We start from the raw sequence: 16,445 nt of genomic DNA, 5'->3' as shown, positions 1-16,445 counted from the left end.
GTTCACTTCTGTCCAGAATGCGGGAAACACCTGTTCTGGGAGGGATCCATGAAAACCACCACCCGCGTGGCAGTGATCGGCGGCGGCGTCGTCGGCTGCTCTGTCCTCTACCACCTGACCAAGCTCGGCTGGTCCGACGTCATGCTGATCGAACGCTCGGAGCTGACCAGCGGCTCCACCTGGCACGCGGCGGGCGGTTTCCATACGCTGAACGGCGACACCAACATGGCGGCGCTGCAGGGCTACACCATCAAGCTCTATAAAGAGCTGGAAGAGATCACCGGCATGTCCTGCGGCCTCCACCACGTCGGCGGCGTCACCCTGGCCGAAACCCAGGAGCGCTTCGACATGCTGAAGGCGGAACGCGCCAAGCACCGTTTCATGGGGCTGGAAACCGAGATTGTCTCCCCCGAAGAGATCAAGAAGATCGCCCCCGTCACCAACGTGGACGGCATCATCGGCGGGTTGTACGACCCGCTCGACGGCCACCTCGATCCCTCGGGGACAACCCACGCCTATGCCAAGGCCGCGCGCATGGGCGGCGCCACAATTGAAACCCACTGCAAGGTGATCGAGACCAACCAGCGCCCGGACGGCACCTGGGATGTGGTGACGAACAAAGGCACTATTCACGCCGAACATGTGGTCAACGCAGGCGGTCTCTGGGCGCGCGAGGTCGGCGCCATGGCGGGCGTCTACTTCCCGCTGCACCCGATGGAGCACCAGTATATCGTCACCGACGAAGTGCCGATGATCGCCGAAATCATCGACGGCGGCGGCGAGCACCCGCATGTGATGGACCCGGCCGGCGAAAGCTACCTGCGCCAGGAGGGCCGCGGTCTTTGCATCGGCTTCTACGAACAGCCCTGCAAACCCTGGGCGGTGGACGGCACGCCTTGGGACTTCGGCCACGAGCTGCTGCCCGATGACTTCGACAAGATCGAGGATTCCATTGCCTTCGCCTACAACCGCTTCCCCGCGCTGGAGGCCGCAGGCGTCAAATCCGTGATCCACGGCCCCTTCACCTTTGCCCCCGACGGCAACCCGCTGGTCGGCCCGGTACCCGGCATGCGCAACTACTGGTCCGCCTGCGCCGTTATGGCCGGCTTCTCCCAGGGCGGCGGCGTCGGGTTGATGCTCGCGCAATGGATGGTTGAGGGCGAATGCGAGCGCGATACCTTTGCGATGGACTGCGCCCGCTTCGGCGACTGGATCACCCCGGGCTACACCCGGCCCAAAGTCATTGAAAACTATCAGAAACGCTTCTCCATCGCCTACCCGAACGAGGAGCTGCCCGCGGCCCGCCCGTTCCGCACCACCCCGATGTATGACATCTTTGACGGCATGGGCGCGGTCTGGGGCGCGCAATACGGCATGGAGGTCCCGAACTACTTCACTGAGGGCGACGAGCCGCGCTACGAGACCCCCTCCTTCCGCCGCTCCAACGCCTTTGAGGCCACCGCGCGCGAGGTCAAGGCGGTGCGCGAAAGCGTGGGCATCAACGAGGTCCACAACTTCGGAAAGTACCTGGTCAAAGGCGCCGGCGCCCGCGCCTGGCTCGACCGCATCATGGCGGGCCGGGTGCCGCAGCCAGGCCGCCTGTCGCTGACCCCGATGCTGTCGCCCAAGGGCCGCCTGATCGGCGACTTCACCATCTCCTGTCTTGGAAAATCAGGGGCGGAGGAAGAGTTCCAGCTCACCGCCTCTTACGGCTCGCAGGCCTACCACATGCGCTGGTTCCTGCAGAACCTGGACGACGGCGTTCAGCTGGAAAACATCTCCGACACCCGCAACGGCTTCCAGATCGCAGGCCCCAAAGCCCGCGAGGTGCTGCAGGCCTGTACCCGCCGGGACATCTCGGACATGCGCTTCATGGATGTGCGCCGCCTGACCGTGGGCATGGCCGACTGCATCGTGCAGCGGGTCAGCTACACCGGCGATCTGGGCTATGAGATCTACTGCGACCTGCCCAGCCAGCGCGCCCTGTGGGATGCACTGTGGAATGCAGGCCAGCCGCACGGCATGAAGCCCTTTGGTATGCGGGCCATGATGTCCCTGCGCCTGGACAAATTCTTCGGCTCCTGGCTGCGGGAGTTTTCGCCCGACTATACGGCAGCAGAGACCGGGCTGGACCGCTTCATCTCCTTCAAGAAGGAAGCGGATTTCATCGGCCGCGCCGCAGCTGAGGCCGAACGTGAGGCAGGCCCCGCCCGCCAGCTCTGCGCCTTTGAGGTCGCGGCGGATGACGCCGATGTGGTCGCCTATGAGCCGATCTGGCTGGACGGCGAAGTCGTGGGCTTCTGCACCTCCGGCGGCTATTCGCACCACGCGCAAAAATCCATCGCGCTGGGGTTTGTCCCCACGGGGACAGCCAAGGAAAACCTGGAGGTGGAAATCGAAATCCTCGGCAAGATGTACAAGGCCCGCCTGATCACCCAGCCGCTGTTCGACGCAGACGGCGCGCGGATGCGGGGCTGAGGCCCGAAAGCACCGGATTCAGGTCAGCCCGCCTGACCTGAATCCACGCTGTTGCCACAGCAGCGCACGCTGACGCCGCGAAACCCGCGCAACACATAGGTCAGTGCCGGCACCCGAATGTTTCGCGCGCGAAACATTCGGTCAATCCTGCTGACCTATGCGGCTTTCACTGGATCCGCCTCTTCATCTGGCTAAGAATATCCCCGCCGGAGGCATCCATCAGCCCGGCACAGCGCCGAGGTTCGACCAGTCATGACTGCCATCGCCATTCTCCTGCTCGCCGCCGGCGCCTCCTCCCGGATGCAGGGCCGAGACAAGCTGATGGAGGTGGTGGACGGCCAGCCCCTGCTCAGCCTGATGTGCCGCCGCGCCGCGCTGACCGGGCTGCCGGTCTACGCCACCCTGCCCGGCCCGTCCCATCCGCGGGCGGCAGCAACAGGCGATGCAATCCAGGTTCCGGTGCCGGACGCGGCGGAGGGCATGTCCGCCTCCATCCGCCGCGGCACCGCGGCGCTGCCGGAAGACACGCAAGCGGTGATGATCCTGCCCGCCGACATGCCGGAGATTACTGCGCAGGACATGCTGCACCTCGCAGCGCATTTCGACGGTCCGGACAACCCCATCCTGCGCGCCGCAGCAGAGGACGGCACGCCGGGCCACCCGGTGCTGTTCCCACGGCGCTGCTTCGAGGCGCTGCAAGGCCTGCAGGGCGATCAGGGCGCGCGCAGCATCCTGACGGGTGAAACGGTGCAGACCGTGCCGCTGCCCGGCCGCAACGCGGTTACCGATCTGGACACGCCGCAAGACTGGGCAGCCTGGCGCCGGAGCCGCTGATTGACCGCCTGAAAGCAGAGAAGGCAGGGCCGAGACCCTGCCTTCCTGCGCTACGCTCTTATCCACCGACTCCCCCAAGACGGCAGCTGCACCTTTCAGTGCACAAGCAGATGCGCCTCGTGTTTCCGAAGGGAGCGGCGCGCGGCGGTGTATCCATCGCGGCCCTTTTGCGATTTCAGTTCCGGGAACAGTTCGAACAGTTCATTGCGCTGTGCATTGTCCAGCCCGCGCAGGGACTGGTCGCCGGGCTGGAAGCTTTCGGTCCAGGCGCCGTCGGACAGCACAACCTCATGCTGGTCGAACATGAAGTGGATGTAGGTCACGCTGGCGACCTCCACCGGGTCCACGCCCGCCAGGCCGGTCAGATGCTTGGCGGCAACCAGCACTTCGCGGTCCTCGAAGTAAAGCGCGGTCTTGTCGTTGGCGACCAGCACCCGGTGGTTCGGGCTGACCATCATGTCACGCTCCGGCAGGCCGTTGCCAAGGGCGCCCTGGCGGATCAGAACCGGCTGAAGATGCGCGGCGCCTTTCAGCTCTGCGGTCTTGAGCGTGCGGGTGCCGACCCAGCGGATTTCCTGAATGCCGTTGTCGCGGGTGATCACCCGGTCACCGGCCTGCAGGTCCTCGACTTTGCGCTCCCCCTGCGGGGTTGCGATCAGCGTGCCCGGGGTGAAGCAGGGAATGATCTGCTCGATCTCGCCAAAGGTCATCGAGCCGGTCACTTCGCCGTCTTCATCGAGGAAGTTCACGGTCCCTGAAAGGCTGTTGCCATCCGGATCAACCGTGACGCCGGTCAGTTCAAACGGGCCGCTGCCTGTCAGGTCCAGAGTGTCGAAGTCATCGCCGCCCGAGCCGCCGTCAACAACGTCGCCAGCCGTGCCGCCGATGAAGGTATCGCGGCCGTCACCGCCTGACAGCGTGTCAGCGCCCTGGCCGCCGGTGATCAGGTCATTGCCGTCACCGCCCTCGACATAGTCATCGTCGATGCCTGCATCGATGGTGTCATTGCCGGTGCCGCCATAGATCTCGTCATCGTCATCCTGGCCATAGATCACGTCGTTGCCGGCGCCGCCATAGATCGTGTCCATCCCATTGGTGGGATCCGGGTCCGCAGGACGGCCATCGCTGCCGTCATCGGTGATGTTCAGCCCGTCCGGGAAAGCCGGGTCAAGGCCGCCATAGATGGTGTCGCTGCCGCTGCCGCCTTCGATGAGGTCGGATCCCTCGCCGCCGGTGATCAGATCGTTATCCGCGCCGCCATCGATGGTGTCGTCGTCGATGCCGCCGTCAATCACATCCATGCCGGTGCCGCCGTCGATCAGGTCGGCGTCATCCCCGGTGGAGATAGTGTCGTTGCCAGCCCCGCCCAGAACGGTATCGCGGTCGTCGTAGGGATCGGCATCAGCCGGGATGAACGGAATATCCGGGTCGGTGCCGGTGTAGCCCGGGAAACCGCGGTCGGGCAGTGGCGTGCCGCTGCTGCTGGACGTGTCGATCACATCGTCGCCGTCGCCGCCTTCCACCGAGTCGGAGCCGTCGCCGCCGTCGATGGTGTCGTTGCCGCCGCCGCCCAGGATGGTGTCGTCGCCTTCACCGCCGCTCAGGCTGTCGTCGCCCGGCACAACCGGGTCCGCGGGCTCGGAAGAATAATCGTAGTGCGCGTTGTCCAGCGTCGTGCCGGAGGTGCCCAGATCAATGATCAGCTTGACGTCGTTGAAGTCCCGGTCGCCCAGATTGCGCAGATCCTCGAACCCCAGCTGCACCGAACCATCGGGGAACTCGTAGATCCCTTTGGTATGATCCAGCCCGTCGGGGTTCAGATCGGCATTCTCGCCGTAACCCGAGGAATAGAAGGTCCCCTGCGGGCTGATGATGCCAACGCCGATGACCGCACCGGCGGGCGCATCGTAGGTGTAAGTTTCGCCCACATCCGCATTTGCATTTTCAGAAAGCACGACAATATTGCTGATCTCACCGGTTTCCGGGTCGATGGTGTAGGCAAAGACCTGGTTCTGAAAAGTCGCGCTGGTCGAGGAGATGGTGATCTTTACAGGTTCGGTGACACCTGAAACCCCATCCCCGAGGATCAAGTCGTTGCCGCTGCCGCCGTCCACAGTGTCGCTGCCCGAACCGGCATAGACGGTATCATCTCCGCCGCCTGCAACGATCACGTCGTCATCAGGCCCGGCAGCCGGGTCAATGGCGTCTGCGTTATCGACCATGTCGCCTTCCGGATCGCCGGTATAGGCCCCGTCAATCAGGTCATTGCCTGCGGTACCCTCTACGATTCCATCCAGTTCCGGATTCGGATTTTCGTCGCTCATAGTCTTCACCCTCTCCTCGCCGGGCAGGTCCCAAGCCCCATCGTCCGGACCAGCCAGGCAGTCGCGCAGCCACGCAGAATGCCGCCAAAAAAACACCCGCCCATGCAGGAGGAGGGCCAGACCGCACAGGCGCTCTGGTTTGCGTGCTCAAGCAGCACACAGCCGGATTGCAGTCGCTTTTCGGATCAGTGGAGTGCGCTTATCACGGCACGAAGACTTAAAATAAAATTTTAGCAGTCCACCACAGTCCAGCAGCTTGCAGAACATGCCCCCCCAATGGGCTGAATCATGAATACTTTAGGCGGATCGGGCGACAAAGACAAAAAATTGCCTAAAATTCCCCTCATTTCGCCGCCCGGACGCAAAATCGGGTTCCGTTACCGGCGGGAGCACGCGTCACTGTTTCCATTTTTCCACCAAAATAGCGTGCCGCTCGGGTCCAAACATGCCATTTCCGCCATATATGGGCGGTTTCAGCGCCGGAATGGTTTCCATATTCGAAACACGGGATTTCCCAGGCGCGGCCTGTGCCGCCTTCCCCATTGTGGCAGCGCAGCCCGGAGATTGGGGGTCATACGGCAATCAATTCTGTGCGATATGCGGATTTTGTTTCCCGGATTGGCCAAAGATTACCCTGCAAGGCACGAATCATGGCAGCAAAGGGGCAGCGAACCGCCCGCCGGACAACAAGGAAAAAACCGGGGGAAATTGAGTCAAACCCGGCACTTCAGGCCAGAAGATACGCAGCGGCATCCGCCGCGCGGGTGCAGGTTATCAGTATCAATGCCAGGGTTATGGCGGAGAGACAGGGATTCGAACCCTGGAGACGGTTTCCCGCCTACACACTTTCCAGGCGTGCGCCTTCGACCACTCGGCCACCTCTCCGTTGAGGGGGCTTTTGAAGGATCAGCCGGGGAAATGCAAGGGCTGAAACTGCAAAAACTTCACTTACCCCCAAAACTTTTTCAGGCCTCCAGATGCAGGTAGACGCGGCGGTTCTGTTTGCCCTTTTTCTCAACCTTTCCAAGGCGGATGCGGCCGATTTCGCCGGTGCGCTTCACATGGGTTCCGCCGCAGGGCTGCAGGTCCACCTGCTCGTCTTCCGTGCCGATCCGCACCAGGCGGACGTGTCCTGCCCCGCGCGGCGGCGACACCGACATGGTCTTGACCAGCTGCGGGTTGGCATCCAGTTCGGCGTCGGTGATCCAGTCCTCCGTCACCGCCAGATCGCGGTCGATCAGTGCCTGCAGCTGCTCCTGCAGCGCCTGCTTGTCCTCCGGCGCCTCGGGCATGTTGAAATCAAGCCGCCCCTTGTCCGCGCCGATCGAGCCGCCGGTCACCTCCAGCGGAATCACCACGGACAAAAGGTGCAGTGCGGTGTGGACCCGCATGTGGCCGTAGCGGCGGTCCCAGTCGAGCGTCTGGGTCACAGTGGTGCCCACCGCAGGCAGCGCCTCGCCTTCATGCGGAACCAGAATGATCGCGCCCTCCCCGCCCTTGACCGTGGTGGCGATGGAGCACTGGCCGCCGGCCCACAAAAGCTGGCCGCTGTCGCCGGGCTGGCCGCCGCCTGTGGCATAGAATAATGTCCGGTTCAGCACGATCCCGCCCTGATCGGAATGGGCCACCACTTCGGCCTCGGTCATCCGGGCATAGGCGTCCTTGCGGAACAGCGGTTCACTTGTCGGCATCGGCTTCCCCTTCTCCTTCCTGGTCCTGCTGCAGATCGCTCACATCCGGCTTGGGCGGCATTGCCGGGGCCGGAGGGCTGCTGCCGGCAGCGCTGGCAGGCGCTGCGCCAGCGGGTGAAAGCGCCTCCGGGTTACGGATCCATATGTCGCGCTGCATGAAGGGGATCTCAATCCCCTCTTCCTGGAAGCGCTTGGCGATTTCATAGTTCATGTCGGATTTCACCGACAGAACCCAGTTCACGTCGCGCAGGATGGCGCGGATTTCAAAATCCAGGGAGTCAGCGCCGAAGCCCTGGAACACCACATAAGGCGCCGGATTGAGCAGCACCATCGGATGCGCCTTGGCAATCTCGGTCAGAATCGCCTCGACCTTGCGCGGTTCGGTGCCATAGGCGACGCCCACCGGCACGATCACCCGGCCCACGGTGTTGCCGCGGGTATAATTGGTGACGGTTCCGCTGATCAGGTCCGAGTTGGGCACGATCACATCGGTGCGGTCAAAGGTCTCGATCCGGGTGGAGCGCACCGAGATGTCGCGCACGTAGCCCATCAGCCCGCCGACCTCGATCCAGTCGCCCTTGGAGACCGGGCGTTCGATCAGGAGGATGATGCCCGAGACGAAATTCGACACGATGGTCTGCAGGCCGAAACCGATGCCGACAGACAGCGCACCGGCAACGATGGCGAGCGAGGACAGGTCGAGGCCTGCCATGGAAATGGCGATCACTGCCGACAGGAAGATGCCGACATAGCCCAGGCCGGAGGTGATGGCGTTCTGGCCGCCCGGGTCGATCTTGGTCTTGGGCAGCAGCGAATTGCGCAGGGAGCCCTGGATCAGCCGGGTCAGCGCGTAGCCTGCGGCAAAGACCACCGCAAACGTCAGGAAGGCGGTGGGCGAGATACGGGTTTCGCCGATCTGAAAGCCCTCGAGGAAGCGCGACCAAAGCTCGGTCATGTCCGCCACCCGCGCGCCCCAGATCAGGGCCAGCAGCGGCAGCGCCAGGGCGGCCAGCAGGAAGCCGATCAGGACCGCAAACAGCGACTCCCGCGCGGCAGAGCCCTTGCCGGACAGCCAGCCGTAGACATCGCCCAGGAACCGCTGGAACACCAGCAGTGCGGCCAGCAGGGCCAGAGTGGACACCGCGGGGTAGATCAGCGCCTCAGCCGCATTGACATAGCCAAGCGCGGCCAGCAGCGGTGAAATGAAGCCGAGAAGATACGTCGCGCGCCGTACGAAGGTCAGGATACGGTTGGCGCCCGCGGCTATGGCACCGTCTTCCTCCGCTCCGGGTGCCTGCTTCTGGCGGCGTTTAACCCCGATCCGGTGCAGCCGCAGCATCACCAGCGCCGCCGCCGTGATCAGCGGAAAGCTGGCAACTGCGTGAACGGAAGACGGGATGGTTTCGATGTTTTCCAGCTTTACCAGCGCGTCCTGCATCACCAGGATCACCGCCAGGATATCGACCATCAGCCGGGTTTCATTCAGCCGCCCCTCCTGCACCGGCACCAGATCGTTTTCGATGCGGCCGGAGAACAGCTGGTTGCCCAGCCAGTGGAATGACAGGACCAGCAGCGCCCAGCCCGGGACATAATCCAGCAGCAGCGTGCCGCGGCTGCCGAGGATGCCCGAAAGCTCCACCGCGGCGGCCAGGCAGATGATGCCGATGAAGGGCAGAATGACTTCGAGCAGCGACACAATGAAGCCCCAGACGCCGCGCCCGCTGCTGCCGAACTGGCGCAGGTAGTCGCCTGCGGCGTGGGCCCAGGGGCGCCCTCTCAGCAGAAGGAACGCGGCAATTCCCAAGAGCAGCAGCAGCGCTGGCAGGCTGTTGCTGATGCGTTCGGCGGTGGTGGCGCTGCTGATCCTTGAGGCGGTCTCGTTCCAGATCGAGCTTGCCGACCGGCTGAGGGTGCGCAGCGCGCCGGGCCAGTGTTCCGGGTTCAGCGGCGAGGGCCCGCGCTCCAGCAGCTTGCGGGTGCGGCGTTCGCGGATGATCTTGTCAATCTCGGAAATCAGGCCGTTGGCGCGGCTGTAGGCCTCCTCGGAGACGATGCGCGGCACTTTCAGGTCGCGCAGCTGCTCTTCCAGCGAGGCGCGCAGCTGAGCGATATCTTCTGGTTCGCTCTCGCCCTCTTCCGGCGCCTTGCCAAGGGCGCTGATCTGGCCTTCGAGCGTTTTGATACGGTCGCCGTTTTCCGTCCGCGCTTCCAGGAACCGCTGACGGTAGGTGGTCAGCTCCTTGCGCAGGGCTTCCAGCGCGGCGCTGGAGGCGCGGCTGGCGTCAATCACTTCTTCCGCGCGGTTCGCGGTCTTGAGCCAGTCCTGATAATAGGCGCGGGATTCAGCCGTCAGCTGCGCCAGCGCAGGCACTGCGAGGCCGGTCACAAGGACCAGCCCCAGCAGCAGAGTCCGCAAAGCGGTTATAAAAGGTGTCATACGTCCTCAAAAACACCGGGGATCGATGCGGGCGTGTGGGTCATCCACTCCGGCACCGGCAGGTTCTTTTCACGCAGGAAATCGGGATTGAACAGCTTGGACTGATACCGGGTGCCGTAATCGCACAGCACGGTCACAATGGTCTTGCCCGGCCCCATCTCCTTGGCCAGGCGCACGGCACCGGCGATGTTGATCGCGGAGGAGCCGCCCAGCACAAGGCCCTCGTCATGCAGCAGGTCAAAGACGTAGGGCACGGCTTCGGCGTCGGAAATCTGATAGCTGTAGTCCGGGGTGAAGCCTTCGAGGTTCCTGGTGATGCGGCCCTGGCCGATCCCCTCGGTGATCGAACTGCCCTCAGAGGCCAGTTCACCGGTGGTGTAATAGGAATAGAGCGCCGCGCCCATCGGGTCTGCAAGACCGATCTTCACGCCTTTGGGCTGCAGCGCCTCGGCGACGCCGGCAATCGTGCCGCCAGAGCCGACGGCGCTGACGAATCCATCCACCTTGCCGCCGGTCTGTTCCCAGATTTCCGGGCCGGTGGTTTCCACATGGGCCTGACGGTTGGCGACGTTGTCGAACTGGTTGGCCCAGATGGCGCCATTGGGTTCGGTCTTGGCCAGTTTCTCAGCCAGGCGCTGGGAATAGCGCACGTAGTTGTTGGGGTTCTTATAGGGCGCCGCGGGCACCTGAACCAGCTGCGCGCCAGCAAGCCGCAGCATGTCCTTCTTTTCCTCGGACTGGGTTTCCGGGATCACGATCACCGTCTTGAAGCCCATCGAGGCGCCGACCAGTGCCAGGCCGATGCCGGTGTTGCCGGCGGTGCCCTCCACGATGGTGCCGCCCGGTTTCAGATCACCGCGGGCGATGGCATCGCGGATGATGTAGAGCGCGGCGCGGTCCTTGACCGACTGGCCCGGGTTCATGAATTCCGCCTTGCCCAGGATCTCGCAGCCGGTCTCTTCGCTGACGCGGTTCAGGCGGATAAGAGGTGTATGGCCGACGGCATCAGCCAGATCGCGTGCAATGCGCATGGTATCCCTTTCGATCGTTCCCCCATGGTGTATCCAAGCGGATTGCCGATCACAAGGCGGGAAGCGGGTCAGGAATGCTCTGCGCGCAGACGATCACGGTGCCGTGACAGCCACAGCGCTGCCGTGATCAGCGGCATGTCCTGGTAGGCCTGCGTGTCGATCCCCGCCATCATCTCCTCGTAGCTGAGGGTCTTGCTGCGGATATCTTCCCCTTCGCCAGCAACGCCACCGCCGCCCGACACATCAGAAAGATCTGCTATGCCGATGAAAATATGGATATATTCCGCCAGCGCCCCGCTGGAGGGGTAGCCGCGCGCAACGGCTTCCAGATGCTGGATGGTGACGCCTGCTTCCTCCACCGCTTCACGCCGGGCGGTCTCCTCGGCGCTCTCGCCCGGGTCGATCACGCCGGCCACCGGCTCCCACATCCAGGGGCAGGCGTCGCCCATCATGAAGGGCGGTGCGCGGAATTGTTCCACCAGCAGAACCTGGTCGCGCACCGGATCGTATGGCAGTACCACGGCCGCATGGCCCGCCATCGACGCCGACCGGTTCAGAACCGGGCTCATGCTGCCATCGAAGCGGCGGAACTGAAGGTCCATCTCCTCCATCGCAAAGAAGTTCAGATGGGCACGCTTGTGGGAATGAACGATCACATCACGGCTAAGGTCATGCACCCCGTCGCCGGGCCGGGCCTGGCCAGCCAGCCAGGCAGCGGCGCGGCGGCGGATAGAGGGGAAACTGCGGGCCGCCTCGTCAGCGCTCATCCGGCCATGATAGGCCATCACCTCCTCAGCCGCGCGCAAGGAGAGCGCGCCCCAGTCTGCCACCCAGGCCGCAAGGTCCCAAGGCTCCGCAGTTTGCCAAAGCCCCGGTTCCGGAAAATAGACGTCAGCCGCGGCCGTGCTTCCGTCCTCCAGCTCAACGGCAACAGGCTTTAGCGCGTAACCGAAGCCGCCTTCATAAAAATTCAGGGCCTCCAGATCGGCCTGCGACAGGTCCCGCACCAGAACACCCTCCGCCACGGCGCCCGGACGTTCCTCGATTGCGGGAAAAGGCTGGCCCGCCACCTGATAGACACCGTGACCGGGCAGTCTGGCAGGCTGCGCCTTCAGCGCGTCCCGGCTGCGGCCCAGAACCAGTTCAAGCAAAGGCCAATGGCGCAGCGTGCCAAAGAAAAAGAGATCAGCCACGGGATACAACCTGTTGTTTTTGAATGTTTTCAGCGCCAGCGCTGCGAAGCGTTCTCAGTCACAAGGCCGGCAAGAGCCCCGCCGACCACCAAAGGTATCAGCACCGACGGAACGGCAATTAGAAAGAAGTATTCCATGCCAATGACAAAAATCTGCGACAGCGCCTCAAACGGGCCGCCGTAGCGGTGCCGCATGGCCAGCCGGAACATTTCCCAGGCGCCCTGGACGAACAGCGCCCACAACACCAGCACGGCCATGCCCGTCAGTCCATTATTGATCGCCGGCACAACACCGCGGCCTGCGCGTTTGCCCATGAAGATCCAGCCGCAAAGCAGACCCAGCACCACGTTGATATGCACAAAATATCCGAAGTTGGTGCCTTCGGGCAGCTGCGGCATGACCAGAAACGAAACGATAAACGCCAGTGTTGCCAGGGAAATTGCGGCGGCTAGGCGGGCTCCGGTGGGCATGTCAGGTCAGTTCCGTGGCGCAGTTCAGTTAACGATGCGCAACTGTAATCTGCGTCACGTCGCAATTTCCAGTCTTAAAGGCAGCGGCGCAGGAAGTGAGGTAAAAGTTCCACATCTTGTGGAACCGTTCATCAAAGCCCAGGGCTGCGATCCGGTCCCACCGGGTGTTAAAGGTCTCATGCCAGCGCCGGAGCGTCTGGTCGTAGCTGCTGCCGAATTCGATCGACCGGACCACACCGAGCCCGGCCTTTTCCACCTGGGCGCGCAGCACTGACGGGGACGGCAGCATGCCGCCCGGGAAGATGTGCTTCTGGATAAAATCGACGCCCTTGCGGTACACCTCCCAGCGCCGGTCCGCGACGGTGATGATCTGAAGTGTCGCCTTGCCGCCGGGCTTTAGACGGTCCCGGACCGCGCCGAAATAGGCGGGCCAGTATTTTTCTCCCACCGCCTCGAACATCTCGATCGAGGCGATTCCGTCGAATTGGCCCCGGCAGTCGCGGTAGTCTTGCAAACGCAGCTCTACTGCATCTTAAAGCCCCGCTTTTTCAACCCGTTGCCGGGCAAACCTTAACTGTTCCTTACTGATTGTCAGCCCGGTGACACGCAAGCCGCGCTGGCTTGCGGCATATTCGGCAAAACCGCCCCAGCCGCAGCCGATCTCCAGCACATGGTCGCCGGGCTTGACCCCCATCTGATCCACAAGGGAGGCGTATTTGGCGGTCTGCGCCGTCTCAAGGCTGTCCTGGCCGCTGCGGAACAGGGCGCTGGAATAGGTCATCGTGTCGTCGAGCCACAGCTGGTAGAACGCATTGCCGAGATCGTAGTGATGGGCGATGTTTTTCCTTGCCTGGCGGCGGTGGTTGCGGTGCAGCCAGAAGCGGAAGCGTTCATAGGCGCGTGCCAGCCCCTGGCCCGGAAATCCGTCATAGACGGTATCGGCCCCCATATGCACAAGATCCATAAAGGATTGCAGGTCGGAGGTGCTCCACCAGCCTTCGAGATAGGCGTCTGAGAAGCCCAGGTCGCCCTCGCGGATCAGGCGGGCAAAGCAATCGGGGTGGTGGATGATCAGATCCGCCGCGGGTCCCGGATTGCGGCCCCTGGCAGTGAAAATGCGCCCGTCCGGCAGCTGGATATCCAGCTGCCCGACCTCCATGGCCTTTACCTTGGCAAACACTGCCGGAAAGTAGCGCGGCAGGTCTTTCTGGCCCTCAACGGACGTGAACTTCATTCGCTTCCCCCTGTGCAGGAAACAGGCGTGCTATGGCAAAAAGCTAGGCCGCAGGGGGCTTTGAGGCAAGGAAACTATGCGTTAGCCGTTTTCACGGCTGTTGTGATAGGCCGTGAGCGCGCGGTCCCGGCCTGCCTGCAGGCTGATGACCGGCTCCGCCCGCGCCATGTCCGGGGAAAGGCCCCAGGACAGCGGGGCTGCGCCGTAGAAATCCAGCGCAGTCTGCGGCGGTTTTCCCTGGCCTTCAGCTATCCAGCGGCGGGTGTAGGCGCCATCGGGGTCGAACTTGTCCAGCTGGCCCGACGGGTTGAACACGCGGAAGAAGGGCGCCGCATCGGGGCCGGAGCCCGCCACCCATTGCCAGCCCATGGCGTTGGAGGCCGGATCCCAGTCCACCAGCGTGTCCGCGAACCAGTCCATTCCAATTTTCCAGTGGGCCATCAGATGCTTGGTGAGGAAACTTGCCACGATCATCCGGGCGCGGTTGTGCATCTTTCCGGTCACAAAAAGCTCTCGCATGGCGGCATCGACAAAGCCGTATCCGGTCTGGCCGCGCTGCCAGGCCTGCACTTCGGGCGTCACCTCCTGCGACCATGGGAAATCCTGCCATTCCTGCCGCCAGCTGGCGGTCAGGATATGCGGCGAGTGATACATCAGGTGATAGGCAAACTCGCGCCAGACCACCTCTTTCAGGAAGGTCTCCGCTCCCTGGCTGGACTGCTCCATTGCCGCGCGGCCCCGGTGCCACAGGCGGTGCGGGCTGATTTCGCCCCAGGCGAGGTTTTCCGACAGGCCGGAAGTGGCGTCCTCGCCTGGAAAGTCGCGGCGGTCCTTGTAGGCGACGACCTTGTCTTCCAAAAATTCATCCAGCCGCGCCTGCGCCGCAGCCTCCCCCACGCGGCAATAGCGGGCCACAACTTGGGCGCCGCGGCGCATCGCGGCGGCCATGTTCCACGCAGCCAGGCTGTCACTGGCAGGCCATCTGTCCGGCGCGGGCAGTTTGCCCGGCGCAGGCAGCAGGCTGGATACATCGCGCACCCGCACGGATTTCCAGAACGGGGTAAAGACCTTGTACATGCCGCCGGTCTTGGTCTCGACAGACCAGGGTTCAAACAGCAGCCGCCCGCCGTGGGACTTGGCCGCAATCCCCTGAGCCTTCAGCTGTTGCTTGACCTCCGTGTCACGGGTTATGGCCTGCGGATCGTAGAGGCGGGACCAATGCACCGCCCCTGCCCCGGTTTCCTCGGCCAGCTCCCGCAGCACCGCAAGTGCTGAACCCCGCCGCAGGATCAGGCGCGATCCGGCCTTTTCCAGCGCCCTGGCAAAGCAGTCCAGCCCGAGGCCAAGCCGGAACTTGGGAGCCGCGCCCAGCGCCAACTCCTGTTCGTCGAGGATATAGACGGGCAGCACCGGGGCGCCGCTGTTCACGGCAGCCGTAAGGGCCGGATTGTCTGCCAGGCGGAGATCCCGCCTGATCCACCAGATGACCGGGGCACGGCTGTTCATATCGTTTCCTTTTGCGGTTCCTGTTACAGCACCCGGTCCAAGGCCTCGATCAGCTTGGCGATTTCTGCCCCGGACGTGTAGTGGGTGAAGCTGATACGCAGCACACCCTCGGCTGGATCAATGCCCATCGCCTCCAGCGCGCGCACGGCGTAGAAATCGCCGCCGCCTGCCATGATGCCATGTTCTGCAAGCTGTGCCGCAACCGGCTCAGCCGCGCGGCTGAGGGCCAAGGCCACGGTGGGTGCACGGTTTCCGGCGGTGGACGGACCCAGCAGGCGCAGATCGTTGCGGTCCTTCACTGCGTCCAGCAGCGGTTGCAGCAGCTTGATTTCATGCGCGCGCATCAGGTCGTGGACAAAGGCGCCGGTTTCGGAGGCGCTGCCGCTGTGGCCGTGATGCGCCGCCAGAGACTCGAAATAATCCGCCATGCCGGCCGAAGCCGCCACCTGGGCGTGGTCAGGGCCTGCCGGAGTGAAGCGTTTGTAGAGGTCGCCTGCGTTGAAGTAATGCGCCTGGTTGGGCAGCAGCGCGCCCAGCGCGCGGCGGATCACCATGACGCCCTGATGCGGACCGTAGGTCTTGTAGGAGGAGAACAGGTAGATGTCGGCGCCCAGTTCATCGACGTTGGGCAGGCCGTGCGGTGCGTAAGAGACGCCATCGACGCAGACAAAGGCACCCGAGGCATGGGCCAGCGCGGTGATCTCCGCCACCGGGTTGATCTCTCCCACCACGTTGGAGCAATGCGGGAAACAGAGCAGGCGGACGTTCTCATCCAGCAGGTTTTCCAGCTGTGCCGTATCCAGATGGCCGGTCTGCGGGTCGAGCTGCCATTCGCGGACCTCGATCCCCTCCTCTGCCAGACGCCGCCAGGGGCCGGTATTGGCCTCGTGGTCCTGATTGGTGACGATGATCGCCTCGCCCGGCTTCATCAGCTTGCGGAAGGCCTGCGCCAGCACGTAGGTGTTCTGGGTGGTCGAGGGGCCAAAGCTCAGCTCATCCGTGGCAACCCCCATCAGCGCAGCCAGGCGAGCGCGGGCCTCGTCCATTTCCTCGCCGCCGAGACGGGACGCCTCGTAGGGCGCGTAGGGCTGGACCTTGCGCTGGGTGTAGAACCGGGTCAGCCGGCCGATCACTTGCTGGCAGGTGTAGGACCCGCCGGCATTTTCAAAGAACGCCTGCCCCTCAAGGCTGGGTTCGGCAAAGGCGGGGAACTGTGCCCGGACGAAATCAATATCCAAAACGCTCAT

General features: G+C 63.6%; 11 protein-coding genes, 1 tRNA gene and 1 pseudogene. 3 read left to right on the top strand and 10 right to left on the bottom strand.

Features of this window, described 5'->3' with window-relative positions; translation table 11 throughout:
* Window positions 1–48: 48 nt before the first annotated feature.
* The gene (locus K3725_RS07405) at window positions 49–2,478 is read left to right on the top strand and encodes an FAD-dependent oxidoreductase (RefSeq protein WP_260018156.1); all 2,430 of its coding nucleotides are present in this window, start codon (window positions 49–51) and stop codon (window positions 2,476–2,478) included.
* A 252-nt stretch (window positions 2,479–2,730) separates the two neighbouring features.
* Entirely contained in the window at window positions 2,731–3,312 is a 582-nt protein-coding gene (locus tag K3725_RS07400; protein WP_260018155.1) for an NTP transferase domain-containing protein, read from the top strand.
* A gap of 95 nt (window positions 3,313–3,407) precedes the next feature.
* Here the strand turns inward: K3725_RS07400 and K3725_RS07395 are convergent, their stop codons facing one another.
* Window positions 3,408–5,636, bottom strand: coding sequence for a Hint domain-containing protein (locus K3725_RS07395; RefSeq protein ID WP_260018154.1), 2,229 nt, complete (start codon window positions 5,634–5,636; stop codon window positions 3,408–3,410).
* A gap of 445 nt (window positions 5,637–6,081) precedes the next feature.
* Between K3725_RS07395 and K3725_RS07390 the strand changes: the two genes are divergently transcribed.
* Complete coding sequence (locus K3725_RS07390; RefSeq protein ID WP_260018153.1) at window positions 6,082–6,348, top strand: hypothetical protein; 267 nt, start codon at window positions 6,082–6,084, stop codon at window positions 6,346–6,348.
* 83 nt (window positions 6,349–6,431) lie between these two features.
* Here K3725_RS07390 and K3725_RS07385 read toward each other — a convergent pair.
* The 9 genes and pseudogenes from K3725_RS07385 to K3725_RS07345 form a co-directional block, all read right to left on the bottom strand.
* Window positions 6,432–6,521, bottom strand: a tRNA-Ser gene (locus tag K3725_RS07385).
* 80 nt (window positions 6,522–6,601) lie between these two features.
* On the bottom strand, window positions 6,602–7,327 hold the full coding sequence (locus K3725_RS07380) for an alanyl-tRNA editing protein (RefSeq protein ID WP_260018152.1): 726 nt from the start codon (window positions 7,325–7,327) through the stop codon (window positions 6,602–6,604).
* The gene (locus K3725_RS07375; protein WP_260018151.1) at window positions 7,314–9,764 is read right to left on the bottom strand and encodes a DUF3772 domain-containing protein; all 2,451 of its coding nucleotides are present in this window, start codon (window positions 9,762–9,764) and stop codon (window positions 7,314–7,316) included. The genes K3725_RS07380 and K3725_RS07375 overlap by 14 nt, the downstream gene beginning before the upstream one ends.
* Window positions 9,761–10,795, bottom strand: a complete 1,035-nt coding sequence (locus K3725_RS07370) for a cysteine synthase A (RefSeq protein ID WP_260018150.1) — start codon at window positions 10,793–10,795, stop codon at window positions 9,761–9,763. Before K3725_RS07370 ends, K3725_RS07375 begins: the two co-directional genes overlap by 4 nt.
* Window positions 10,796–10,863: 68 nt before the next feature.
* On the bottom strand, window positions 10,864–11,988 hold the full coding sequence (locus tag K3725_RS07365; RefSeq protein ID WP_260018149.1) for a gamma-glutamylcyclotransferase: 1,125 nt from the start codon (window positions 11,986–11,988) through the stop codon (window positions 10,864–10,866).
* A gap of 29 nt (window positions 11,989–12,017) precedes the next feature.
* Window positions 12,018–12,458 carry a TrgA family protein gene (locus K3725_RS07360; RefSeq protein ID WP_260018148.1) on the bottom strand — a complete coding sequence of 147 codons (441 nt, stop codon included), beginning with the start codon at window positions 12,456–12,458 and terminating at the stop codon, window positions 12,018–12,020.
* Between the two features lie 28 nt (window positions 12,459–12,486).
* Window positions 12,487–13,692: pseudogene (locus K3725_RS07355) on the bottom strand (class I SAM-dependent methyltransferase).
* A gap of 81 nt (window positions 13,693–13,773) precedes the next feature.
* Window positions 13,774–15,198 carry a deoxyribodipyrimidine photo-lyase gene (locus K3725_RS07350; RefSeq protein WP_260018147.1) on the bottom strand — a complete coding sequence of 475 codons (1,425 nt, stop codon included), beginning with the start codon at window positions 15,196–15,198 and terminating at the stop codon, window positions 13,774–13,776.
* 23 nt (window positions 15,199–15,221) lie between these two features.
* Window positions 15,222–16,445, bottom strand: coding sequence for an aminotransferase class V-fold PLP-dependent enzyme (locus K3725_RS07345; RefSeq protein ID WP_260018146.1), 1,224 nt, complete (start codon window positions 16,443–16,445; stop codon window positions 15,222–15,224).

This window comes from Leisingera sp. S132, from assembly GCF_025144465.1.
GTDB lineage: Bacteria > Pseudomonadota > Alphaproteobacteria > Rhodobacterales > Rhodobacteraceae > Leisingera.
Note: the sequence above shows the minus strand (reverse complement) of the source record. Positions and strands in the feature narration are given on the sequence as shown.

What these genes read in the sequence shown, in the direction of transcription:
- K3725_RS07405 (WP_260018156.1), top strand. Translation starts at nt 49, where the DNA reads ATGAAAACCACCACCCGCGTGGCAGTGATCGGCGGCGGCGTCGTCGGC.
- K3725_RS07400 (WP_260018155.1), top strand. Translation starts at nt 2,731, where the DNA reads ATGACTGCCATCGCCATTCTCCTGCTCGCCGCCGGCGCCTCCTCCCGG.
- K3725_RS07395 (WP_260018154.1), bottom strand. Translation starts at nt 5,636, where the DNA reads ATGAGCGACGAAAATCCGAATCCGGAACTGGATGGAATCGTAGAGGGT.
- K3725_RS07390 (WP_260018153.1), top strand. Translation starts at nt 6,082, where the DNA reads ATGCCATTTCCGCCATATATGGGCGGTTTCAGCGCCGGAATGGTTTCC.
- K3725_RS07380 (WP_260018152.1), bottom strand. Translation starts at nt 7,327, where the DNA reads ATGCCGACAAGTGAACCGCTGTTCCGCAAGGACGCCTATGCCCGGATG.
- K3725_RS07375 (WP_260018151.1), bottom strand. Translation starts at nt 9,764, where the DNA reads ATGACACCTTTTATAACCGCTTTGCGGACTCTGCTGCTGGGGCTGGTC.
- K3725_RS07370 (WP_260018150.1), bottom strand. Translation starts at nt 10,795, where the DNA reads ATGCGCATTGCACGCGATCTGGCTGATGCCGTCGGCCATACACCTCTT.
- K3725_RS07360 (WP_260018148.1), bottom strand. Translation starts at nt 12,458, where the DNA reads ATGCCCACCGGAGCCCGCCTAGCCGCCGCAATTTCCCTGGCAACACTG.
- K3725_RS07350 (WP_260018147.1), bottom strand. Translation starts at nt 15,198, where the DNA reads ATGAACAGCCGTGCCCCGGTCATCTGGTGGATCAGGCGGGATCTCCGC.
- K3725_RS07345 (WP_260018146.1), bottom strand. Translation starts at nt 16,445, where the DNA reads ATGAGCGTTTTGGATATTGATTTCGTCCGGGCACAGTTCCCCGCCTTT.